Below are 22,004 nucleotides of genomic sequence, written 5' to 3'. Positions count from 1 at the left end.
GGCGGCGACGCGCCCCGCTCTTCCCCCACGCCGTCGCGCGATACCGCTACTCCGACGGCCGAGAGACGCCGAGCGGCTTCCGGCAGTTCTTACAGAGGAACAGGTCGTGGTTCTCGTAGAGTTGGAACGACCCGTCGTCCGCCGGTTCGAGTTCCGTCACCTCGCCCTCCGTTTCGAGGTCGTCGGTCGAATCGATGCTCGCTTCGCACTCCGGACATTCAAGTGTGTCAGACATACGCAACCATACAATTTATTAACAGATAAACATAGTCGGGCAGTGCGGCGGCGATACACACGCGGCCCCGGGAGGGGGTATCGGGGCGTCAGAGACGGCGTATCGGGGGGACAAAAACGGCGGACCGGGATATCGCGGCGCCCCGCTAGTCGAAAACGGGCGAGTCGCGGTGGTGGTCGACGGCCCGGTCGATCCACTCGTCGACCGGTTCGCTCGGCTCGTCGAGGAACTCGAAGGGGTCGCCGGTTCCGTACCCGTCGAGGTCGACCGTCCGATCCAAGGCGCCTTCGAAGACGCCGAGCGACGGGGCTGTCCGGTACCCGTGGGTCGTCGAGGCCGACGACGGCGTTAGGACCCCTATGCGGGCGCCCGTTCGAAGAGAGACCCTCACTCGTCGCCCGCTGCGGGCGCGGCGGGGCCGATCACTCGACGTCGCCGTCCGCCTCCTCGAGCCCGTGCGAGCGGAGGAGGGTCTCCTCGCCGTAGTCGCGTAACATCCCGACGCTCTCGTCGGCTTTGATCGAAGTGATCACGAACTTCGAGCTCGTCCGTTGGATACCGTCTACGGCCTCGAACTCCTCGACGAGGGTTTCGACCATGTCGCGGGACGGGAGCCGCGAGACGACGATGAAGTCGGTGTCGCCCATCATGAAGTAGACCTCGTTCACGCCTTCGATATCGGCCAACTCCCGCCCGACCTTCTCCTGGTACCCCTCTCCGAACTCGGCGAGAACCTCGGTGATGACCGTGAGACCCAGTCCGGCCTTCTCGAAGTCGATCTCGAACAGATCGTTTTTGATCACCCCTCGTTCCTTCATGTTCTTGATCCGATAATGAACGGTCGACTTCGGGATACCCGTCTCCTCTTGGATGCGTTCGGGGCTGGTGGAGTCGTTCTCGGCGATCGAGCGCAGGATGCGAACGTCCCGGGCGTCGAGGCTCATCTGTCCCGCACCTCTGAGCGGGTCCGACCGCGCGCCGACCGAGTGTCAGTCATACTCGTACCGTGTCGGTAGCTGAGTAAATAGACTTGCCTCCGCGGACCCGCTCGGGAGTCGAGGATTCGGTCCGGAGCTCCGGTGGTATCCGGACGGCCTCGCGACGGTACGGACGGCCGGAGGCGTCGGTTCGTCCCCCGCTCGCCGCGGCCCCCTCGTTCTTGCTATATATCGATCAGTATCAGTAATAATCGATATAATACGATACCGGTCGCACGGGATCAGAAAATACCATTGTATTAACCTATTATAAACCAGTTTAAGGGATTTGTGCCTGCATTCAGTCGACGTCACGCGATTCGGGACGACAGGCGGACGCGGTATCACGCCGAAAATACCTGCTCACGTCGGCCGCTATCGGGGCGGCCGGCCTCGCGGGGTGCAGCGGCAACAGCGACGACGGCAGCGACGGCGGCGACGGGGGCGACGGGGGGAGCGAGAGCGAGAGCGATGACAGCGGCAACACGATGGAGTCCGGGTCGTCGGGGCCGGCGACGGTGACGGCCGAGGGGTCGTCGACGGTCTACCCCATCTCGAACAAGGGGAGCTCCTACTGGAACTCGAACTCGCCGGCGAGCGACGGCGAGTACTGGGGGTCCAACGACGAGTCGTCGGTCGCCGGGTGGGGCCAGATCGAGACCGACCAGAACATCGCCGACTACTTCGCCAGTCTCTACGGCTTCGAGCCGACCGGCGAGCGGTCGAACCCGCCGTTCGCGACCCGCGTCGCGCTGAGTCACTCGGGGACCGGCTGCGAGGCGGTTCGAGACGGCCTCGTCGACATCGGGAACTCCTCCGGGCCGATCACGGCCGAGCTCGACATCAGCGAGGAGCAGCGCGACGAGAACTACGTCGACCACGTCGTCGGCCGGGACGGCCAGCCGGTGTTCGTCAGTCAGGCGATCTACGACGCCGGCGTCGAACAGCTCACCGGCGAGCAGATCCGCGGCATCTACCAGGGCGACGTCACCAACTGGAGCGAGGTCGGCGGCCCCGACAAAGAGATCTACGTGGTCGGCCGCGCCGAGGGCTCCGGAACCGACACGTCGTTCCGCCTGAACATGCTCGGTGACGCCGACGCACCGATGGACGTCGACACCCGTCTCGGGCAGAACCAGCAGGTCCAACAGGTCCTCCAAGACAACGACAACGCCATCGGCTACATGGCGCTGGCGTTCTCCGGATCGGGGATCCAGGCGATCGCGATCGACTTCGAGGGCACGGTCTACCGCCCGGACCCCGACGCCGAGAACACCATCTTCGACTCGGAGTACCCGCTGAACCGGGACCTGCACATGTACACGCGGATCACGGAGGAGACGCCCGAGGGCACGGACATGCGCGAGGCCGCGTTCCTCAACATGTTCCTGACCGAGTTCGGCCAGAAGACGTTCGTCGAGGACGTCAACTACATCACGCTGCCCACGTCCGACATCGAGGCCGAGCGCGAGAAGCTCCCCGAGCAGGCCTGAGTCCGGCTCCTCGGTCCCGCGGACACCCGTCTCGCGGTCCGACCTCATTATATGTCACTCACTACCTCCCGAACCGATTGGCGCGCTGGCATCGAGCGACGGCTGACCAGAACGCGGGAGTTCGTCGACGACGCGGACCCGGAGGCGCTGGCGGTGGTCATCGCCTCGATGGGGTCGCTCTTGACCGCCTTCGTCGGGTTCCTGTTGGCGTCGCCGTGGACGGCCGTCCCGCTCGGAGCGTTCCTGATCGCCACCGGCTACGGCTGGGTACGCCATCAGGCGCTCGTCGCCCGCGCGGTCACCTTCGCGATGACGACGGTGACGCTCGTCACGCTCGGGCTCATCGTCGTGTTCATCTTCGTCGAATCGATCCCGGCGTTCCGGTACGAGGCGGCGAGCGTCTTCGGCGTCGCCGTTCCGGGACTCGGGATGTTCGCGCAGACCCGCTGGGACGCCGTCTCGGATCCCGTCCGGTACTCGCTGCTGCCGATGATCCACGGAACGGTGATGGTGACCGCCATCGCGACGCTGGTGGCGGGGCCGCTCGGCGTCGCCGCGGCGCTGTTCATCGCCGAGATCGCGCCGCCGCGGGTCCGCGAGCTCGTGAAGCCGGGGATCGAGATACTGGCGGGGATCCCCTCGATCGTGTACGGCTTCATCGGGTTCACCGTCATCAACCCGTGGGCGAGCGACGCGTTCGCCCTCAACGGCGGCTCGACGTACCTGTTCGTCGGGATGGTCGTCGGGCTGATGGCGCTGCCGACGGTCGTCTCCGTGGCCGAGGACGCGCTGACGAGCGTGCCGGACGTGATGAAGAACGGGTCGCTCGCGCTCGGGGCGACCGACTGGCAGTCGATGACCTCGATCACGCTGCCCGCGGCCTTCTCCGGCGTCTCGGCGGCCGTGCTCCTCGGGGTCGGGCGGGCGATCGGCGAGACGATGGCCGCGACGGTGATGCTGGCCGGAATTCCGCGGATCAGCGACCCGCTCGTGAACGTCTTCTACGGCTACGAGACGCTCACGTCTCTCATCGCGCGGGGGTACGGCAGCGCGAACGGGGTTCACGAGAGCGCGCTGTTCGCCGCCGGCGTCGTCCTCTTCGTCACCGTGTTGTGTCTGAGCCTCGGCTCGCAGTACATCGAGGCGCGGATGCGTCGCCGCCTGGGGGGCGCCGAATGAGCCGCGCCACGCAGACCGCGCTCGTCCGGGACGACCGCACGACGTACGAGGCGGCCGCCGGGGCCGCGGTCGGGCTCTCCGGCGTCGCCTTCGTCGTCGGCCTGGCGGCGCTGGTAGGCGCCGTCGAGATCGGCGACCCCGTCGCCGGCGTCGAGCTGTCGGTGGCGTTGGGTGCGGTGCTGCTCGCGTTGGGACTGGCGGTCGTCGGCTTCGGCGTCGCCTCGCGGCTGGGGTTCGTCGACGCGGCCCCCCAGCCCAGCGCGGGGGTCGTCGCCGCGGTCGCGTTCACCGCGATCTGGTTCGCGGCGGGGGTGACGGCGGCCGGAGCGGCCGGGATCGGGACGGTCGGCCGGCTCGGCGTCGGGACGGTCCTCGGCGGGGCCGCGTTCGCGGTGACCGCGCTCCCGCGCGAAGACGTCGGATCGACGGTGCCGGCGGGGGCGGTCGCCGTTCTCTGCGAGCTGGCGCTCCTCACCGGCGTCGTCGGTCCCGGCTGGGAGCGGGCGCTCGCCGGATACAACGCGACGCTGTTCGGCGACACCGTCGTTCCCGCCGTCGTGCTGTTCGCCTCGCTGGCGACCGGCTGGAGCGCCGCGAAGGCGTACGGGGGGTTCGGCGCTCGCGGGCGGAACGTCGGCGCGTACGTGCTCATCTACCTCGTCGTCGGCTCGATACTGGCGGTGCTCGTCGGGCTCGTCGCCTTCGTCACGGCGAAGGGACTCCCCGGGCTGTTGAACGGGGTCGGCGTCGGCGGGGAGACCCTCGTCCGGTGGCCGTTCCTGACCAACGGCGCCGGGCTGTTGGCCGACGTCGCGGGGGTGTTCCCCGCCCTCGTGGGGACGGTGTGGCTGGTCATCGGCGCCGTCCTCTTCGCCGTGCCGACCGGCGTCGGCGCCGCCGTGTTCCTCAGCGAGTACGCCGAACAGGGCCGGTTCACCGGCGCCGTCGAGGTGGCGACCAACGGCCTCTGGAGCACGCCGAGCATCGTGTTCGGGCTGTTCGGCGCCGCGTTCCTGATCCCCAGATTCGGCAACCAGAAGTCGCTGATCGCCGGCATGCTGACGCTCGGGTTCATGCTGTTGCCGCTGGTGCTGATCACGAGCCGGGAGGCGATACTCGCGGTGCCCGACGAGTACCGCGACGCCAGCGCGGCGCTCGGCGTCTCCAAGTGGCAGACGATCCGCAGCGTCGTCCTCCCCGCGGCGATCCCGGGCGTCACGACCGGCGTCATCCTCGGTGTCGGACGGATCGCCGGCGAGACCGCCCCGATCCTGCTGACCATGGGCGGCGGCGTCCTCCCGGCGAAGTCGGCCGCTCCGAACGTGTTGAGCGGCTTCCGACTGAGCGCGTCCCCGCCGTTCGTCAGCAACCCCGCGCTGTTGGAGGCGACGAGCGCGCTGCCGTACCAGCTGTACGCGCTCATCACCGCGGGACTGAGCGGGAACATCCGGAACCCGCAGGAGTACGCGTGGGGACTGGCGCTGACGCTGCTGCTCGTCGTGTTGGCCTTCTACGCGGTCGGTATCGCGACGCGCTACTACTTCAGACGGAAACTCCACCAATGAGTCAGACAGAGAACGCAGACGCCGAAGACGCCACGGACGCCACAGCGGTCACGGCGAATCGCACCGACGGCCGGCGGGCCTCCACGACCGCCGGCGAGACCGCCGAGGAGACGCGGCCGGAGTGGACGAGCTACGAGGCGAGCGGCGAGACGAAGGTCGCCGTCGAGGACCTCGACGTCCACTACGGCGACGACCACGCGCTGAAGGGCGTCTCGATGGACATTCCCGAAGAGAGCGTGACGGCGCTCATCGGTCCGTCCGGCTGCGGGAAGTCGACGTACCTCCGGTGTCTCAACCGGATGAACGACCGCATCCGCGCCGCCAGCGTCGACGGGACGGTCGAGCTCGACGGCGAGGACGTCTACCAGGACGGCGTCGACCTCGTCGAGCTTCGAAAGCGGGTCGGGATGGTGTTCCAGAGCCCCAACCCCTTCCCCAAATCGATCCGCGAGAACGTCTCCTACGGACCGCGGAAACACGGCGACATCGAGACGGGCCTCCTCGCGCGGTTGACCGGCCGCGCGGAGCCCGAACGCGAGGCGCGGCTCGTCGAGCGATCGCTCGAGCGGGCCGCGCTGTGGGAGGAGGTGAACGACCGGTTGGACGACAACGCGCTCGGACTGTCCGGCGGCCAGCAACAGCGGCTCTGTATCGCCCGGTGTCTCGCCGTGGACCCGGAAGTCATCCTCATGGACGAGCCGGCGTCGGCGCTCGACCCGATCGCCACAGCGAAGATCGAGGACCTCATCGAGGACCTCGCGCAGGACTACACGGTCGTCGTCGTCACCCACAGCATGCAGCAGGCGGCCCGCGTCTCCGACCAGACCGCGGTCTTCCTGACCGGCGGCGAACTCGTCGAGTACGACGACACGGAGAAGATCTTCGAGAATCCCGAGAGCCAGCGCGTCGAGGATTACGTTAGCGGGAAGTTCGGGTGATCGCCGTGTCCCGCGAAGCGTACCGCGAGTCGCTGGACGAGTTGCGGGCCGACGTAGAGTCGATGGCGGACGGCGTGCTGTGGCAGCTCCGGCGAGCACTCGACGCGCTCGAAGGCGGCGACCGCGGGCTGGCCCGCGAGGTGATCGAGGGCGACGAACGCGTCAACCGGCAGTACCTCGACCTCGAGGGCGACTGCGTCGAGCTGATCGCGCTCCAGCAGCCCGTCGCCGCGGACCTCCGCTTCGTGGTCGCGTCGTTCAAGATACTCACGGATCTGGAACGGGTCGGTGACCTCGCGACGAACCTCGCCCGGTACGCCCTCGCCGGGAGCGCGGACGTCGTCTCCGACGTCCGGGTCGGGGGGATCGGCGAGACCGTCACCGGTCAGCTCCGGGCGGCCGTCGACGCGTACGTCGACGCCGATTCCGAGGCGTGTCGAGCGATCGCCGACCGCGACGACGCGCTCGACGCGGCGTGTCAGAACGCCAGCGACGCGGTCGTTCGCGAGCTGATCGCCAGTGATCCCGATCGCTGGGAGATCGAGCGGCTGCTCGACGACGTGTCGCGGGTGCTGCTCACGATACGCGACCTGGAACGAATCGGCGATCACGCCGTCAACGTCGCCGCGCGCACGCTGTACATGAACGACGGTGACCTCGAACTAGTCTACTGACCATGGAGACCAGAAAGCTGCAGGAGGTCGGCGGCGGCACGTTCACCGTCTCGATTCCGAAGGGGTGGGCGAAGAGCCACGGCTTCGAGGTGGGGATGGAACTGCGGCTGTACACCCACCGTGACGGCTCGATCCTCGTCCGGTCCTCGGCCGCCAACGTCGACCGCCTCGGCGAGGCGACGATCGACATCGGCGACGACGCCGACACCGACGCCGGCGGCGGTCCCGAGGCCGTTCGACGCGCGGTTCGGACGGCTCACGCGGTCGGCTTCGAGACGATAACGCTGCGTCGGGCGGAGGCGTTCTCCGACGCGGAGCGCAGCGCCGCGCGGTCCGCGGTTCGCGGGTTGGTCGGGACGAACGTGCTCAGCGAGTCGGACTCGGAGATCACGATCAGACACCTCTTGGACACCGCCTCCGTCTCGGTCCGTCAGTCCGTCGTACAGCTCCGATACGCGGTCGTCTCGCTCCTCCGCGACGCGACCGAGGCCTTCGTTGACGCCGCGGACGCGCGGTCGAGGATCCGCGACCGCGCCGACGAGGCGCGCCGCTCCGCGGAGATGGTCACGCGGCACTTCTCTCGGTCACTGGTGTCACACGCCGAGCTCGACGCGCTCGGTGTCTCCCGGCCCGACCTGTTCGCCTACTACGCGGCCGCTCACCGTCTCGAGGCAGTCGCCGACCAGGCCGTCCGGATAGCGGGGATCGGCGAGAAGCTGTCTGAGCCGCTCGCCGACGAGGCGGCCGCGGACGTGCGCCCCGTGGCCGACGACGTCGCCCTCGCCGTCGACGACGCGGTGACGGCCGTCCTCGACGGCGACGGAGCGGCGGCCCGGCGGGCGAGGGAGCGGTGCGACGACGCCGCGGCGGGCATCGAGTCGATCGACGGGCGGCTGTACGGCGGCGCGGTCCCGGGGCCGGTCTCCGCGGCGGTCGCGCTGTCGGACGCGCTCGCGCGTCTAGAACGGGCGGCCGACTGCGGTCGGTCGGTGACGGAGACCGCCGCCGCCGCCGCGATCCGCGACGAGAACACGCGGAACTGACCGCTCGGACGGCGCGGTCGTCCGGCGTAGGACAGAGCGGCCGGCCCGACGCGGGCGGCGGGCGCGGCGTCGACGCTCGACGCTTCTCCGGCATCCACGCGACTGCCGGGAGACGCGCTTATCCGTCGATCGCGGGGCGATACTCCTCGACGAGGGCCTCGACCTCGGCCCACGGGACCGGCGGCTCCATCGAGTCGAGCGCCTCGTCGAGCGCGGCCAGTCGGTCGCCGAACCGCGCGGTCCACTCGGGCTCGGCGCGCGCGGCGAGCCGCTCGCCGGCGGTCTCGTGACGGGCGCGGACCTCGTCGAGTCGCGGCCCGATCCCCGACGGCGGGGCGTCGCCCTCGCGCTCGGCCCACGTTCGGAGCGCCGCCAGTTCGGCCCGGACGTCCGCGATCAGCAGCGACGCGACGCGGTGTCGAACCGTCGCCGCGGCCCATCTGGCCGCCGCGCCGCGCTCGCTCCCGGCGGCCTCCCCGTCGGCGGCGAGCGATTCGACGGCGGCGTCGAGCTCGTCCACCGACGCCGCGAGCGCGTCGACGTCGGCGTCGAGTTCCTCGACGCGCCGGTCGGAGTCGGCGAGCCATCCCTCGAAGGAATCGATCTCGAACTGGAGGTCGTCGGCGGCGCGCTGGACCTCGGTCGCGGCGGTCGTCACCCGCTTGACCCGTCGCGCGATCTCGTAGAGATCGCCGTCTCCCTTCATGTCGAGCACCTCCTGAACGGCGTCACCGAGGTCGTCCGCGCGGCTCTCGACGTCGGCGAGACGCGCGTCGAAGTCGTCGAGGCGCCCGGACACGGGAGCCAGGTCCGCGACCGGAGCGGCCGCCTCCCGCGCGCCGTCCAGCTTCCCGGCCGCGAGCTCCGTCCGCGTCTCGGCGGTCGTCACCACGAGCGACGCGTTCGCGACCGCGTCGTCGACGGCCGCCCGGCGGACGACCCCGTCCCGGGCGACGATCGCGAGCGTCTCTCGCGTCTCGCCGGCGCCTCCCCCGTCGTCGACGACGGCCGCCGCTCGTTCGACGGACGCGCCGTCGAGATCCGCCGGCTCGCCGTCGGGCGTCTCAGTCATCCGCGTCACCCCGCGGACGGCGTCTCCGACAGCAGTTCGTCGAACAGCGCGTCGACCCGCTCGGCGATCTCGTCGCGGATCTCGCGCACCTCCGCGAGCGGGCGACCGTGCGGGTCGTCGAGCCCCCAATCGCGGTTCTCGCCGTTCCACGCCGCCGGGCAGACGTTCGACGCCGAACAGCCCATCGTGACGACCAGGTCAACCGCCCGCAGCTCGTCCGGCGTTACCTCCCGCGGCGTCCGGTCGCCGAGCTCGACGTCCAGTTCGCGCATCGCCTCGACGACGACGTCGTGGACGCGATCGGCGGGGCGCGTCCCGCCGGTGACTATCTCGATCCGATCGGTCGCCTCGCGGCGGTCGCGCTCGCGACGGGCGAACGCGGCCGCCATCTGGCTCCGTCCCGCGTTCTGGACGCAGACGAACGCGATCCGGTGGTCCGGTCGATCGCTGTGATGGCTCACGACACGGTATGCGCGCGGCATCAGTAAAATCGTTACTCGGGACCGATACGGAGGGCTATAGAGCGATATAGCGATCCGTGAGCGTCGGAACCCTGCTTCAGGGTCGTCACGTTCCGGACCGTCGCGACGGCGTCTCAGGCACCGGATCGACAGAGGCGTCGTCGAGGCGGTCCGGGGGAGGCCCGGGGACGCGGCGCGCTACTCGATCCGCTCGCCGGCCGCCCCGCGATTCCCGAGTCGGTGCGCCTCGTCCCACTCCTCGAAGACGCCGTGCTCGGTCATCGTCTTCATTCCGGCGAGCGCCGCTCGGAGTTTGAGTCCGACGAGCGGGACGTCGGCGACGGTGATGACGACGTCCGCCTCGACGACCGCTCCAGTCCGGAGAACGGCGTCGACGAGGTCGACGAGGGCGTCGTCGTCAGACTTCGTCGGACGCATCCGTCCCTCCGTCGAGTTCGGGCGTGAACGTGTACGGCGGCCACGGACCGGTGAACCGCACCTCGATACCGGGGTCGACCGCGACGTCATCGAGCAGTAGTCCGACGGCCTCCCGTTCGTCGTCGGTCGCGAGGACGGCGAAGCGAGCGAGGACGTCGACGTTCTCGTCGGCATCGCCGATGTCCAACCCCGCTCTCGAACGGTCGCCGAGGTCGACGAGCTCCGTCGCCTCGCCCCCGAGACGATCGGCGAGATCGGCCGCCTCCGCGCGACGCTGTTCGTCGAGCAGTCGGTCGAGGCGGGTCTCGTACCGCTTAGTGAGCAGAAACCGCGTGCCCTCGTCGGCCTCGTTTCGGCGCTCGGCGAGGGCGCGGAGGTCCGCGTCGGTCGCCTCGAGCTCGTCGCGGGCGGCGTCCTCGTCCCAGACGACCTCGACGCGGTACTCCCACCGCTCGGCGAGCGCGTCGAGGTGATCGGTCAACCGTTCGGACTCCGCGTCGAGCCACGAGCGGACTGCGTCGTCATCGCCGCGGATGACGGTGTCGAACTGGAACGGCAGCGGCGTCCCGAACGCCTCGCCCGCGTCGTCGACGACGGACTGGTGGGCAAGTATCCAGCGTCGAATCCGCGTCGCGGAGTCCGAGTCGTAGAGCGAACCGCAGTCGTGGACGACGGCGGTCAGTCCCGCCTCGCGGACGAGCCGAACCGGTTCGTCGTCCAGTCCGGTCGTCGACAGCGACTCGTCGCCGTCGGGAGCGACGCAGTAGAGATATCTCCCCTCGTCGAACGCGGTCTCAGTCACGGCTCGTCTCCCCCGGCACCGCGCCGCGTCGGTCGCGGTCCAGTCGGCGAACGGCGTCCGAGACCAGCGAGTCGAGGTCGCCGCGCAGCCGATCGACGTCGTCGCCGATCTCCGCCTCCGCTTTCAGTCGCTCCAGTTCGTCCTCCATCGCCGCGAGCTGACGGCCGAGCCGCTCGATCTCCTCGTCCGTGAGCGACTCCGACTCCATCCGGCGGACGGCCTCCCGCTCGAGCGCCTCGACCAGCAGCTCGACGACGGTGACGACGAGCGCCGTCAGCCCGTTCGTCGCCTCGTCGCCGTCGATATCTATCGTCGTCATCGGTCGTCGGTACCGTCGGCCTCGGTCGTTCGCTCGGCGGGCCGTCCGTCGCCGGTCGTCCCGTCGGGGTCATCGCCGTCGTCGGTCGTTCCGTCGGGGTCATCGCCGTCGCCGGTCGTTCCGTCGGGGTCATCGCCGTCGCCGGTCGTTCCGTCCTCGAGGTCGACCGTCTCGACATCCGTCGACGCCCCTCGTTCGGGTGACGCCCCGAGTCCACGCCGCTGAGACGCCGCCTCGACGCGCTCCGTGTCCGTTCCCTCGGGGAACTCCAGTCCGTACTGGGAGGCCGTCTCGAACGAGGCGATCGCCGCTCGGAGCTCGATGCCGAGCAGTTCCGTCTCCCCGACGGAGACGGCGATATCGGCGTTGATGACGACGCCCTTATCGAGGAGCATCTCCACGACGTCGGCGAGGTTATCCGTCTGCCGGGTCGGGGCCGTTCCGTCAGTCATCCTCGGTCCCCGTTCGCTCGCTCGCGCCTTCGAACCGCTGCCCGTAGACGCGGGGGCGATTCGGCGCGGTCGAGTAGCGCGTCTCCTCGGGCACCGTCGAGAAGCGGGTCGCGCCCCCGAGATCCGGCCGCGACGTCGCCATCGTCGAGACGGCGGTCGGGTTCCGCGAGTTCGGCCGACCGACGGACTCGGTTCGGTCTCGGTTCGTTTCGACGACATCGCTGAGCCGCTCGCGGGCGTCGAGGATGCTCTCGCGGAACTCGGCGACCGAGTCGCTGATCGCCTTCTGGATGGCGGCCTGCTTCGACTCGTCGGTCTCCAGCAGTCCGAGTTCGGGCTTCGACGGCGCCGTCCCGTCGTCCGAGGCGTCGGCCGCGTCGGCGTCATCGCTCTCGTCGGCGCCGTCGAAGCCCGAGGCGCCGTCGAGGTGCCCGTCGTCCGTCTCGGCGTTTGCGCCCTCGGCGTCGTCGGCGAACAGGTCGGCGACGGCCGCGTCGAACTCGCGTTTGTTCCGCCAGAACTCCCGGACGTCGACCGCGCTCCAGAGGTCCGTGAGTTCGACGAGTTCGCCGAGGTTCCGGAGTTCCACGGCGTCCTCCGGGTCGCCGCCGGCGACCGCCTCGGGGACGTCCCCCGCATCGACGGCGTCGGGGAGTTCACTCACGTCGACCGCGTCGGGGAGATCTCCGAAGTTGATCGTCTCCAGCACGTCCTCGGCCTCGTCGGCGACGTCGCGGAACCCCTCGAAGATCTCCGCGGCGCGTTCGCGCTCCGCCGGGCCGTCGTCGAGACCGGCCAGTTCGCGCAGGCGGACCTCGACCTCCCGGACGAGTTCGCCCGCCTCCTCGACGGCGTCGGGCGTGTGCTCGACGGTGACGACATCGTCGATGCCGTCGCCATCGTCCGTCGTGCGGTCGCCGTCCGTCATCGTTTCACCTCGACCCTCCCCTGGAGGTTTTCGTGTGCGGCCTCGGCCACCGCCAGTCGCTCCTCCAGCTCGGCCCGTCGCTCTCGGTACTCCGCCTCGGAGCGCTCGCCGAGCTCGTGGAGCAGGCGGTTCTCCTTGAGCTCGTCGCGGATCGAATCGACGTCGTGTAGCTCCTCGATCGCCATCGAGTGAAGGGTGTTAAGCAGCGAGACGAACGGCCTGAAGAGGAGGTCGTCGACGAGAAACATCTCACTGCGCCGCCCCGACCTCGATGTCGACGAAGTTGTACGGTGCCCACGGACCGCTGTACCGGACGGTCACGCCGTCGTGATCGTCCCGAACGGCCTGGACGGTCTCCGAGAACGCCTCGCGGTTGTCGGAGGCGACGAGATACGCCCGATTCAGCGCGAGGCGGTCGCTGAAGAGGTCGTTCTCGACGTCGCGCTCGGCGGCGGCCGCGAGGCGGTCGGCGATGTTCTGCAGGGCCGCCTCCTCGACGACCTCGCCCTCGTCGACGACGACCTTGACGCCGAGCTCGACGGTCCCGTCGACGTCGAGCAACGCCTTCCGGAAGGCCCGGCGGCCGCTCCGGAGGACGTTCTTGAGCGCCCGTCCGCTCTTGAAGACCATCCCGAACCGCATCGGGACGGCGGTGCGGCCGTCGCCGAACGCCATGACTTCCCGGAGCACCTCGTCGTGCGCGCGGACGTTCTCGTCCGACCGCTCGGGGTCGAGCGTGTCGATGTCGCTGACGACGGCCGAGAGCGTCCGGTACCGGACCGTCCGAATCGGCGTCCCGCCGTCGACGCCGGTGACGTCCAGTTCGAACTCCTCGTCGTCGACGACGCCGTAGGTGTAGATGTGATTTCCGTTCATCAGAGCGCGATGTTAACACAGGCTCGCTCCCCCGAATCAATATTTATTACCTCCATTGAAACGAACGGCGGCGAGTAAGACGGGATTTATTTCGACCGAGATCGGCTAGCAGCCGCATAATAAATAACAAAGCGGGGGACCGGAGTTGCAATGCCCGCCTCAGCATCACCCGACTCATCGAGTCTCGCGGAGGTTCTCGACCGCATCCTGGATAAGGGAATCGTCATCGACGTCTGGGCGCGGATCTCGGTCGTCGGTATCGAGATCCTGACGATCGAAGCGCGCGTCGTCGCCGCGTCGATCGACACGTTCCTGACGTACGCCTCGGAGATGTCGAAGATAGAGCAGGCCACCCAGACGGGCGACTTGGACGACATCCGCGACCTCGAGATCGAAACGACCTCCGCCCGGGAACACGAGCAGGCGATGGAGAAGCGCCGAGCCGGCGTCGACGCCTCCTAGAAGTGGTGGCCGCTGAACACGTGCTCGACCGAGGGTTCCGCTCGTGACACCGGACACCGACGGGTCGGCAGACGTCGAGTCGATCGACGGGGTCGGACCGGAGACGGCCGAGAAGCTCCGGGACGAGGGAATCGAGACGGTCGCCGACCTCCACGGCGCAGAGCGGAGCGACCTGTACGACGTCGGCGGCGTCGGCGCGGCGACCGCGTCGGAACTCGTTTCGCTCGTCGGCGATGCGCCTGAAGACGAAGGGACGGTGTCCGACGAAACGAGCGGCGACGAGCCGGAGAACCGATCGGACGACGAGCCGGGAGAGACCGGCGTCGCGGACGACGAGGCGTCGCCGGAGACGGCGGGGCTCATGACGGTCCGGAACAAAGCGATCGACGTGGCCCCGGATCTCACCGGACGCGACCTCGACGGCATCATCGAGGTCACGAACAGCGGCGAGGGATGGGTCGCGGTCGTCGAGACGATCGAACGGAAGTCCGTTCCGGACACGCAAGACATCCTCGGCCGGTACGAGATCGAGTTCACCGACGACGGAACGGTCGCCGGCTACCGCCGCGTGAACCGCTACCGGCGGACGGAGTCGAACCCCGACGAGCTCTGACGACCGCCGCCTCCGGTTCGTCTTCGAGCGGTTATCGAGGCCCTCGAATCAGTGCGTTTCAGTCCCGGAAGACCGGTTCGTTCGATAGTCGAAGCGGTACCCGTCGCGTCGCCGCCCCGCGAGCCAGGTCACGGACGGGACGACGCCGAGCGCGTCGACCACCGGGAGTAATGACGCGAGCGACCGTAGGCCGACGCGAATGACGTTCGACCCAGACCGCGTCCGGACCGTGACCTTCGACTCGTACAGCACGCTCGTCGACGTGGAGGCCGCCGAGGCCGCGCTGGCCGACCGCGTCGCCGACCCCGAGCCGGTGTCGCGGCTCTGGCGGTCGCGCTCGCTGGCGTACACGTTCGTCGCGAACGCGGTCGACGCCTACCAGCCGTTCTACGAGATGAACCGTGACGCGCTGACGTACGCCCTAGAGGCGCACGGCGTCGACCTCCCGACCGCCGAACGCGACGAGATCCTCGCGGTGTACCACGAGCTGGAGGTGTTCGACGACGTCCGGTCGGGGATCGAGCGCCTCCGCGATGGCGGGTACGAGCCGTACGTGCTCTCGAACGGGAACCCGGCGATGCTGGAGTCGATGGTCGAACACGCCGGGATCGAGGACCTCGTGGCGGACGCCATAAGCGCCGACGAGGTGGAGACGTTCAAGCCGGCCGCGGAGTTGTACCGCCACGGGGCCGCCCGGACCGGGACGCCGATCGACGAGATCGTCCACGTCACCGCGGGCTGGTTCGACGTGATGGGCGCCGCCAACGCGGGGATGCAGGCGGTTCGCCTCGACCGGAAGGGGACCCCTTGGGAGCCGTTCGACGGGGAGCCCGACGACACGGTCGAGTCGATCCACGAACTGGCGGACGCGCTGGGGGTCTGAGCCGCGATGTCCGACGGCCACGCGGAGGCGGGGGAACCGTTCGGTCCCCCGGTCGACGCGCTCCCGGACCTCTCCGGGAAGGTCGCCGTCGTCACGGGCGGCGGCCGCGGGATCGGGCGGGCGATCGCGCTCGGGCTAGCCGCCGCGGGGGCGACGGTCGTCCCCGCGGCGCGGACCGAGCGCGAGGTCGAGGCGGTCGCCGACGAGGCCCGCGATCTCGGCGTCGAGGCGCGCGGGATCGCGGCGGACGTGACGGGCGACGCCGACGTCGACGCGCTCGTCGGGGAGACGGTCGACGCGTACGGCTCGCTGGACGTGCTCGTCAACAACGCGGGGTTCAACCCCGACGGCGCGCTCGGCGATCCCGCCGACGTCGACGCCGCCGCGGTCGACGACGTGCTCGACGTGAACCTGCGGGGCGCGTTCCGGACGCTCCGGGCGGCCGGCCCGCACCTGAGAGAGGCCGAGGGGTGCGTCGTCAACGTCGCCAGCGTCGCGGGCGAGGTCGGCCTGCCGCGGCAACACCCGTACGTCGCCTCCAAACACGGGCTCGTCGGGCTCACGAAGAGCGCGGCGATCGACTGGGCGCCGGACGTCCGGGTGAACGCGGTCGCGCCGGGCTACGTCGCGACCGACCTCACCGAGCCGCTCCGGGAGAACGAGCGGCTCCGGGACTCGATCCTCGACCGGACCCCGATGGACCGGTTCGCAGACCCGATGGAGGTCGCCGGGCCCGTCGTCTTCCTCGCCAGCGACGCGGCGAGCTTCCTCACCGGCGAGACGCTCGCCGCCGACGGCGGCTGGACCGCGCGGTGAGGGGGGTCGGTCGAACGCGGCGTCGCGTCGTCGCCGGCCGAGCGGAGTCTCACGCCGACTGCGGCCGGCCGTCGAGCGCGACGTCGAGGGGGTCTTCGATCTCGCCGACGACCGCCTCCAGCGCGTCCGTCGCCGTGACCAGTCCGAGGACGCGCCCGTCGTCGACGACGAGCGCGAGCTCCTGTTTGGCGTCCTGAAACCGGTCGACGGCGTCGCTGATGTGCGCCTCGGGCCCGAGCGTCATCGGCGGGGCGGCCAGGTCTTCGAACGCGGCCGCGCCGTCGCGGAGCGCGTCGACCCGCTCGACGACGGACGGGACGTAGACGATCCCGAGGAAGTCGTCCGGGTCGGCGATGTCGTCGTCGACCAGCGGGAACCGCGTGTGCGGGCTGCCGCCGATCCGGTCGATGTTCTCCGCCGCGCTCGCCGTCGTCGAGAGGAAAACGACCTCCTCGCGGGGCGTCATGACCTTGTCGACCGTTATCTCGCCGATCGTGAGGGCGTTGAGGACTTCCTCGCGTCGCTCGACGGTGAGGTCGCTTCGGGAGAGGAGCGAGCCGAGCCGGTTGCGAAGGTCCGCTCGCGACTCGACCCGGTCGGTCTCCGTCTCGAGCCACGCCCCCGTCATCTCGACGCCGAAGCGGCGAAGCGTCCACTTGGCGACCCCGTCGCCGATGACGATGACCGGGTACAGCAGCTTCGCGAACCAGTAGAGCGGCGTCGCGCCGTACCGGGCGACGAACTTCGTGCGCTCGACGCCGAGGTAGGTGGGCGTCTGCTCGCCGTGCGTGAGGTGGAGCAGGTTGATGATGATGAAGGCGACGAGCGCGCCGGCGCCGACCGACGCGAGCGCCGTGTTCTCGAACAGCGGATCGAGGAGCTCGCGGAGCGCCGGCTCCGCGACGATCCCGACCGCGATGCTCGTCGCCGAGATCCCCACCTGACAGCTCGTGAGGTAGATCTCCAGGTCCTGCGTCATCTCCCACGCCCGCCGGAGTCCGGGCGCGTCGAACTCCGACTCCGAGAACTGGCGGACGCGGGTCAGGGCGAACTCGATCGCGACGAAGAACCCGTTCGCCAGAATGAGCAGGGCCCCGGCCGTCAGGCGGACGGCGACCTCGATGCCGTTCATACGGAAGGGTGGTCGCGTGGGGCTCAAATAGATGGCCACGATCCCCGTGCGGTCGGAGCGGAGACCCCCGCAGTGGGGATCGGTCGTCCGTCGCGTGCGACGGGGCGGAAGCGACACCCGCGGATATATCACCGGAGCGACCGATCTCCCGCTGTGAACCGCCCTCCAACGGATATCACTCGGCGACGAGCGCTGCGGGCGATCGGCGGCGTCGGCGCCGCCTCCCTCTCGGGATGTCTCTCGCCGATCTCGCGGTCGGACCGCTGTCCGGGCTCGAACGAGGGGACCCTCGATCTGGACGACGCGACCGCGACCGGCGTCTCGAACGAGTTCAGCAGGCCGCTCGACATGCTGCCGCACGCGACGCGGGTCCCCGTCGCGGACGCGCTGGAAACCGAGACCGGCGAAGCGACGGCCCGCGGGTACTACCGCCCCGACCCGCGGACGGAGTTCGTCGTCGCGGGTCCCGGACCGGACTACTACCGGCTTCGGGTGACGGAGCACGACCGGATGCAGACGACCGGGTACGAGTACGCGGTCGAAATCGACGTCGACGACTCCGCGCTCCCCGGGGGCGGGCCGGTCCGCTCGGTCGCGGAGGTGCCCGCTCACGACCGCGAGTCGCTCCGCGGCGCGATCGGGAATCCGGGACTCCTCCACGCGCCGCACTACACGTCGTTCTCGGTCGTGTTCGCGTACGAAGACGCCGACGCGCGAGACCGGTCGGCGTTCGTCCCCGAAGCGGACGCGCGCTATCTGGAGTGGGACGGGGTCCCGATTCGGGTGATCTTCGAGGAGCGGCGGCCCGTCGAGATCGCGAGCGCGACCGTCCGAACCGAACGCGTCGCGACGTCGCCGGACGAGTTCAGGGCACACGTCGGCGAGCGGCGCGGCGTCGTCCTCGACTCTCTCTCGGCCGACCAGCGAGACGTCGTGGACCGGGCCATCGACGGGACGTACGCCGAGTGCGAGCCGTACTCGGAGCCGTTCGGCGCCCTCCGAGACCGGCTCTCGACCGGCGGCGACGAGGCCGCGCCGCTGGTCCGGTACGACGGCGACTGGTACTTCTGTCACCTGTCCTGACCGCGAGTCGGGACGGCTCGGTCGAGTCGTGTGTCGCCGTCGGTCGCGGGGGTGCTCGCGACAGCGACAGCGGGCTCGGGCGGGTTCGAACCTCACTCACTCCGCTCGCTACGCTCGCTCCGTTCCCTGCTTCGAACCGCGCTCTCAGACACGCACGACGCTGTCGCTCACGGACTGTTCGCGACAGCGACAGCGGGCTCGGGCGGGTTCGAACCACGGTCGCTCCCGTTCGCTCGCTACGCTCGCTCACCTCCCGCTCTCTGATTCGAACCACGCCCTCGGACAGTCATAGCGGCGCCGCTCACGTGGTGTTCGCGGCGCCGGTAGTGGGCTCGGGCGGGTTCGAACCGCCGATCTCAGCCTTGTAAAGGCCGCGTCATAACCAGCTAGACCACGAGCCCTCACGGGTTGCAACCCGTCCGGAGCGGAAAACGGTTTCTTTCTCCGACGCGACGGTCCACCGTGAACCGCCGCCTCGTCGGGGTCGCCGCCGGCCTCGCGCTGATCGTCCTCGTCGCGGTCGCCGTCGCCGCGGCGAACCCGGCCCTCCTGATCACCGGCTACGAGACGACGACCGTCGAGGCCGTCGACGGCGAGACCGGCGAGTCGCTCGCGACGGTGGAGGCCCGCGTCGCCGACGGGTTCGTGAAGCGGTACGTCGGGCTCTCCGCGACCGAGGAACTGGCAGAGGACGAGGGGATGCTGTTCGTCCACGACGACGCCGCCGAGCGCGCCTACGTGATGCGGGAGATGGCGTTCGGGCTCGACATCGTCTTCGTCGCCCCGAACGGGACGGTCACGACGATCCACGGGGCGGAGCCGGAGTCGGCGCCGCTCACGCGGTACCGCGGCACCGGTCGGTACGTCCTCGAAGTGCCGCGCGGGTGGAGCGAGCGCCACGGCGTCGAGCCGGGCGATCAGATCGTCTTCGACTGCGGATGAGGGCCGGTGCGGGAGCGGCCCGTCTGCACCGGACCCGGAGGGCGCCGCCGCCCCGCGACGAAACCGATTTCCCCCTCGCAGTCGTCGACCCGATCATGACCGGGCTCCCCGCACGGATCGCGTGGAACCTCCGCCACCGCTGGCGACGGGTGTTCGCGCTCCTCGTCGTGGGCGCCGGCGTCGCCGCCCCGTTCGTCACCGGGCTCTGGTGGAGCCTCCCGCTGGTCTGGTTCTTCGGGCTGTTCGTCGCGCTCCCCGTGCTCCACACGCTGACGCGGCCCCTCCCCGACCGAGACGGCGGCGACGAGGGCTCGGACGCCGACCCCGCTCTCGACGCCCTCCGCGAGCGCTACGCGCGCGGCGAGATCGACGAGCGGGAGTTCGAGCGGAAGCTCGACCGCCTGCTGGAGACCGAGGACGCCGAGACCGTCGACCGGGCCGGCGACGACGTCGCCGACCGGGTCCGCGAGGGAGTCCGGCGCGAGGTCGAACGGATCCGGGAGTGACCGACCGGCGTCTCCCGCGGCGGGCGCGATCGACATCGGATCGCGAGCCGGCGGCGACGCGATCGGACGCGTCGATATCGACGGCCGGGCGGTCGGGACGCGGCGGCGACGACCGACGGAGACGCGCCGCCGTCGAGCGGCCGGAGGGCGAGTGATGTTCCTCGAAGCCCTCCGGTACCCGTTCGCCGATCGGGCCCGGCGGAACGGCACGGCGAAGTGCCTCGCGACGCTGCTGCTCGCCGGCGCGCTGCTCCGAACGGCGGCGGGGCTCTGGCCGGACTGGGCGCTGCTGGCCCCCCTCCTGCTCGCCGCCGGCCCGCTCGCCGCGTTTCTCGGCCTCGTCGGCGGCGTCCTCGCGGGCGAGGGGTTCCCGCGCGTCGCGTCGGCCGCCACGGCGCGGCTCGCCGGGCGCCTGTTCGGCGTCGGCGCCGTCTACCTCTCGCCCGCGGTCGTCACCGTCGTCGCCGTCAGCTACGTCGTCGCGAGGGGGACGGCCCCGGGCGCGCTGGGCGGCGTGACGCTCGCGACGCTGGCGACCGCCGCGCTGCTCGTCACGGTCGTCTGCGCGTACCTCTTCCCGTCGGCGGCCGCCGCGAGCGTGCGGGAGGGGCTCCGCGCCGGACTCCAGCGGGACGCCCTCCGCGGGACGGCCTCGAGCTCGTACTTCCTCGCGTGGGTGGGCGGGACCGTCCTCGTCGTCGTCGCGTGGACCGGGCTCGCGGCGACGGCCGCGAGAAGCGCGGCGGCGCTCCTCGCGCTCGCGTGGGGCGCCTACGCCCACGTCGCCGCCGCGGCGCTGCTCGCGGAGGGCGTCGATCGGACCCGGTACTGGTGAGCGGCGGGCCGATCGAGATGCTCGAAAAGGGAGCGGCGGGACGAGCGTCGAGTTAGAGGTCGATCTGCTCGGCCGCGTCCGCCATCGACCGGTTGTGGAGCGCCTCGCCCGTGGCTCGGTCGAAGAGGTGGATCGCGTCCTCCGGGATCCGCGCGGTCACCGCGTCGCCCTCGCTGACGCGGTTGAACCCGTCGATCGTCGCGACGAGCGTCGCCGCGGTCTCGGGGTCCGCGTCGGGGTCGAAGTGAAGATACACCGTGTTCTCGTCGCCCATCGGCTCGACGACGTCGACCGTCGTCTCGAACTCGTGGGCGCCGCCGTCGTCGACGAGCTCCACCGCCTCGGGACGGATCCCGAGGACGAGGTCGGTCGCGGCGCCGAGGTCCGACCGGACCCCCTCGGCGATCGGGTACTCGAAGACCTCGCCGACGAGGCGGTCGCCGTCGAGCGTCACGTCGAAGAAGTTCATCGACGGCTCGCCGAGGAAGCTCGCGACGAACCGGTTAGCCGGCTCGTGGTAACACTCCAGCGGCGTCGCGATCTGCTGGAGTTCGCCGCCGTCGAGGATGGCGATCCGGTCGCCCATCGTCATCGCCTCGGTCTGGTCGTGGGTGACGTACACCGTCGTCACGCCGAGGTCGTTCTGGAGCCGCTGGAGCTCGGTGCGCATCTCCGCGCGGAGCTTCGCGTCGAGGTTGCTGAGCGGCTCGTCCATCAGGAACACCTCGGGGTCGCGGACGATGGCGCGACCGAGCGCGACGCGCTGCTGTTGACCACCGGAGAGGTCGCTCGGCTTCCGATCGAGCAGGTCCGAGATACCGAGCATCTCGCCCGTCTCGGACACCATCCGGTTGATATCGTCGTCCGGGAGGTCCGTCGACTCTTCGAGACCGAACGACATGTTCTGTCGGACGCTCATATGCGGGTAGAGCGCGTACGACTGGAACACCATCGCGATGTCCCGGTCCTGGGATTTCACGTCGTTGACGACGCGGTCGTCGATGCTGAGCGTGCCGGACGTGATCGTCTCTAAGCCGGCGATCATCCGGAGCGTCGTGGACTTCCCGCAGCCGGACGGACCGACGACGACGAGGAACTCGCCGTCGTCGATCGACAGCGAAACATCGTCGACCGCGACGATCTCCTCGTCGCCGTCCTGGAATGTCTTCGTTATCGAGTCGAGTTCAAGCGTTGCCATATCTTTGAGTTGTGGTCGATGAGTGGTCGTGTGCGCGACGCGCCGAATCTCCCGCCGAACGGTCTCCGCCGCCGGACGGATC

28 protein-coding genes and 1 tRNA gene are annotated in these 22,004 nt (G+C 70.0%); 14 read left to right on the top strand and 15 right to left on the bottom strand.

The window, feature by feature from the left end; translation table 11 throughout:
* Positions 1–46 precede the first annotated feature (46 nt).
* The 3 genes from DJ75_RS14730 to DJ75_RS14720 form a co-directional block, all read right to left on the bottom strand.
* Positions 47–235 carry a hypothetical protein gene (locus DJ75_RS14730; RefSeq protein ID WP_094525179.1) on the bottom strand — a complete coding sequence of 63 codons (189 nt, stop codon included), beginning with the start codon at positions 233–235 and terminating at the stop codon, positions 47–49.
* Between the two features lie 145 nt (positions 236–380).
* A complete protein-coding gene (locus DJ75_RS19240; protein ID WP_254921650.1) occupies positions 381–515 on the bottom strand; it encodes a hypothetical protein in 135 nt (44 codons plus the stop codon).
* 142 nt (positions 516–657) lie between these two features.
* The gene (locus tag DJ75_RS14720; RefSeq protein ID WP_094525178.1) at positions 658–1,179 is read right to left on the bottom strand and encodes an Lrp/AsnC family transcriptional regulator; all 522 of its coding nucleotides are present in this window, start codon (positions 1,177–1,179) and stop codon (positions 658–660) included.
* 332 nt (positions 1,180–1,511) lie between these two features.
* On the opposite strand from DJ75_RS14720, the gene DJ75_RS14715 reads away from it, so the two are divergent.
* The 6 genes from DJ75_RS14715 to DJ75_RS14690 are packed head-to-tail and all read left to right on the top strand — an operon-like array spanning position 1,512 to position 8,104.
* Positions 1,512–2,705, top strand: coding sequence for a substrate-binding domain-containing protein (locus DJ75_RS14715; RefSeq protein WP_094525177.1), 1,194 nt, complete (start codon positions 1,512–1,514; stop codon positions 2,703–2,705).
* Between the two features lie 51 nt (positions 2,706–2,756).
* Positions 2,757–3,884: a phosphate ABC transporter permease subunit PstC gene (gene pstC, locus DJ75_RS14710; RefSeq protein WP_094525176.1), complete on the top strand. Its 1,128-nt coding sequence runs from the start codon at positions 2,757–2,759 to the stop codon at positions 3,882–3,884.
* Positions 3,881–5,449: a phosphate ABC transporter permease PstA gene (pstA, locus tag DJ75_RS14705; protein ID WP_094525175.1), complete on the top strand. Its 1,569-nt coding sequence runs from the start codon at positions 3,881–3,883 to the stop codon at positions 5,447–5,449. Before pstC ends, pstA begins: the two co-directional genes overlap by 4 nt.
* Positions 5,446–6,387, top strand: a complete 942-nt coding sequence (pstB, locus tag DJ75_RS14700) for a phosphate ABC transporter ATP-binding protein PstB (RefSeq protein ID WP_094525174.1) — start codon at positions 5,446–5,448, stop codon at positions 6,385–6,387. The genes pstA and pstB overlap by 4 nt, the downstream gene beginning before the upstream one ends.
* Positions 6,388–6,392: 5 nt before the next feature.
* A complete protein-coding gene (phoU, locus tag DJ75_RS14695) occupies positions 6,393–7,061 on the top strand; it encodes a phosphate signaling complex protein PhoU (protein ID WP_094525223.1) in 669 nt (222 codons plus the stop codon).
* Between the two features lie 2 nt (positions 7,062–7,063).
* The gene (locus tag DJ75_RS14690; RefSeq protein ID WP_094525173.1) at positions 7,064–8,104 is read left to right on the top strand and encodes an AbrB/MazE/SpoVT family DNA-binding domain-containing protein; all 1,041 of its coding nucleotides are present in this window, start codon (positions 7,064–7,066) and stop codon (positions 8,102–8,104) included.
* A gap of 118 nt (positions 8,105–8,222) precedes the next feature.
* Here DJ75_RS14690 and DJ75_RS14685 read toward each other — a convergent pair whose 3' ends face one another.
* The 9 genes from DJ75_RS14685 to DJ75_RS14645 all read right to left on the bottom strand — a co-directional run bounded on the left by DJ75_RS14685 (position 8,223) and on the right by DJ75_RS14645 (position 13,452).
* Positions 8,223–9,176, bottom strand: coding sequence for a halo transducer protein (locus DJ75_RS14685; RefSeq protein WP_094525222.1), 954 nt, complete (start codon positions 9,174–9,176; stop codon positions 8,223–8,225).
* Between the two features lie 5 nt (positions 9,177–9,181).
* Positions 9,182–9,565 carry a low molecular weight phosphatase family protein gene (locus DJ75_RS14680; protein ID WP_249269148.1) on the bottom strand — a complete coding sequence of 128 codons (384 nt, stop codon included), beginning with the start codon at positions 9,563–9,565 and terminating at the stop codon, positions 9,182–9,184.
* 270 nt (positions 9,566–9,835) lie between these two features.
* Positions 9,836–10,075, bottom strand: coding sequence for a gas vesicle protein GvpM (gene gvpM / locus DJ75_RS14675; protein ID WP_094525171.1), 240 nt, complete (start codon positions 10,073–10,075; stop codon positions 9,836–9,838).
* On the bottom strand, positions 10,056–10,877 hold the full coding sequence (gene gvpL / locus DJ75_RS14670; RefSeq protein ID WP_094525170.1) for a gas vesicle protein GvpL: 822 nt from the start codon (positions 10,875–10,877) through the stop codon (positions 10,056–10,058). Before gvpL ends, gvpM begins: the two co-directional genes overlap by 20 nt.
* Entirely contained in the window at positions 10,870–11,196 is a 327-nt protein-coding gene (gvpK, locus tag DJ75_RS14665; protein ID WP_094525169.1) for a gas vesicle protein GvpK, read from the bottom strand. Before gvpK ends, gvpL begins: the two co-directional genes overlap by 8 nt.
* Entirely contained in the window at positions 11,193–11,648 is a 456-nt protein-coding gene (gene gvpJ, locus DJ75_RS19435; RefSeq protein WP_394338282.1) for a gas vesicle protein, read from the bottom strand. The genes gvpK and gvpJ overlap by 4 nt, the downstream gene beginning before the upstream one ends.
* Positions 11,641–12,576: a hypothetical protein gene (locus DJ75_RS18745; protein WP_176451467.1), complete on the bottom strand. Its 936-nt coding sequence runs from the start codon at positions 12,574–12,576 to the stop codon at positions 11,641–11,643. The genes gvpJ and DJ75_RS18745 overlap by 8 nt, the downstream gene beginning before the upstream one ends.
* The gene (gene gvpG, locus DJ75_RS14650) at positions 12,573–12,824 is read right to left on the bottom strand and encodes a gas vesicle protein GvpG (protein ID WP_094525168.1); all 252 of its coding nucleotides are present in this window, start codon (positions 12,822–12,824) and stop codon (positions 12,573–12,575) included. Before gvpG ends, DJ75_RS18745 begins: the two co-directional genes overlap by 4 nt.
* A gap of 1 nt (position 12,825) precedes the next feature.
* Positions 12,826–13,452 (bottom strand): GvpL/GvpF family gas vesicle protein, encoded by a 627-nt coding sequence (locus tag DJ75_RS14645; RefSeq protein WP_094525167.1) that lies wholly within the window; start codon positions 13,450–13,452, stop codon positions 12,826–12,828.
* 150 nt (positions 13,453–13,602) lie between these two features.
* Here DJ75_RS14645 and gvpA point away from each other — a divergent pair, with 150 nt between their 5' ends.
* The 4 genes from gvpA to DJ75_RS14625 all read left to right on the top strand — a co-directional run bounded on the left by gvpA (position 13,603) and on the right by DJ75_RS14625 (position 16,226).
* A complete protein-coding gene (gvpA, locus tag DJ75_RS19430; RefSeq protein ID WP_094525166.1) occupies positions 13,603–13,914 on the top strand; it encodes a gas vesicle protein GvpA in 312 nt (103 codons plus the stop codon).
* A 43-nt stretch (positions 13,915–13,957) separates the two neighbouring features.
* The gene (gvpO, locus tag DJ75_RS14635) at positions 13,958–14,527 is read left to right on the top strand and encodes a gas vesicle protein GvpO (protein ID WP_094525165.1); all 570 of its coding nucleotides are present in this window, start codon (positions 13,958–13,960) and stop codon (positions 14,525–14,527) included.
* Positions 14,528–14,726: 199 nt separating this feature from the next.
* The gene (locus DJ75_RS14630) at positions 14,727–15,410 is read left to right on the top strand and encodes a haloacid dehalogenase type II (RefSeq protein ID WP_094525164.1); all 684 of its coding nucleotides are present in this window, start codon (positions 14,727–14,729) and stop codon (positions 15,408–15,410) included.
* Positions 15,411–15,416: 6 nt separating this feature from the next.
* Complete coding sequence (locus tag DJ75_RS14625) at positions 15,417–16,226, top strand: SDR family NAD(P)-dependent oxidoreductase (RefSeq protein WP_094525163.1); 810 nt, start codon at positions 15,417–15,419, stop codon at positions 16,224–16,226.
* A 49-nt stretch (positions 16,227–16,275) separates the two neighbouring features.
* On the opposite strand, the gene DJ75_RS14620 is transcribed toward DJ75_RS14625, so the two are convergent.
* A complete protein-coding gene (locus DJ75_RS14620; RefSeq protein ID WP_094525162.1) occupies positions 16,276–17,358 on the bottom strand; it encodes a CNNM domain-containing protein in 1,083 nt (360 codons plus the stop codon).
* A gap of 153 nt (positions 17,359–17,511) precedes the next feature.
* Here DJ75_RS14620 and DJ75_RS14615 point away from each other — a divergent pair, with 153 nt between their 5' ends.
* Complete coding sequence (locus tag DJ75_RS14615; protein ID WP_094525161.1) at positions 17,512–18,441, top strand: hypothetical protein; 930 nt, start codon at positions 17,512–17,514, stop codon at positions 18,439–18,441.
* 327 nt (positions 18,442–18,768) lie between these two features.
* Here DJ75_RS14615 and DJ75_RS14610 read toward each other — a convergent pair.
* Positions 18,769–18,842, bottom strand: a tRNA-Val gene (locus DJ75_RS14610).
* Between the two features lie 61 nt (positions 18,843–18,903).
* Between DJ75_RS14610 and DJ75_RS14605 the strand changes: the two genes are divergently transcribed.
* From DJ75_RS14605 to DJ75_RS14595, 3 genes are all read left to right on the top strand, one after another.
* The gene (locus DJ75_RS14605) at positions 18,904–19,383 is read left to right on the top strand and encodes a DUF192 domain-containing protein (protein WP_094525160.1); all 480 of its coding nucleotides are present in this window, start codon (positions 18,904–18,906) and stop codon (positions 19,381–19,383) included.
* Between the two features lie 95 nt (positions 19,384–19,478).
* On the top strand, positions 19,479–19,889 hold the full coding sequence (locus tag DJ75_RS14600; protein ID WP_094525159.1) for an SHOCT domain-containing protein: 411 nt from the start codon (positions 19,479–19,481) through the stop codon (positions 19,887–19,889).
* A 154-nt stretch (positions 19,890–20,043) separates the two neighbouring features.
* Positions 20,044–20,724: a DUF4013 domain-containing protein gene (locus DJ75_RS14595; protein WP_094525158.1), complete on the top strand. Its 681-nt coding sequence runs from the start codon at positions 20,044–20,046 to the stop codon at positions 20,722–20,724.
* 52 nt (positions 20,725–20,776) lie between these two features.
* On the opposite strand, the gene DJ75_RS14590 is transcribed toward DJ75_RS14595, so the two are convergent.
* A complete protein-coding gene (locus tag DJ75_RS14590; RefSeq protein WP_094525157.1) occupies positions 20,777–21,922 on the bottom strand; it encodes an ABC transporter ATP-binding protein in 1,146 nt (381 codons plus the stop codon).
* Positions 21,923–22,004 lie beyond the last annotated feature (82 nt).

It is taken from the genome of Halorubrum sp. Eb13 (assembly GCF_002252895.1).
Lineage (GTDB): Archaea > Halobacteriota > Halobacteria > Halobacteriales > Haloferacaceae > Halorubrum.
Note: the sequence above shows the minus strand (reverse complement) of the source record. Positions and strands in the feature narration are given on the sequence as shown.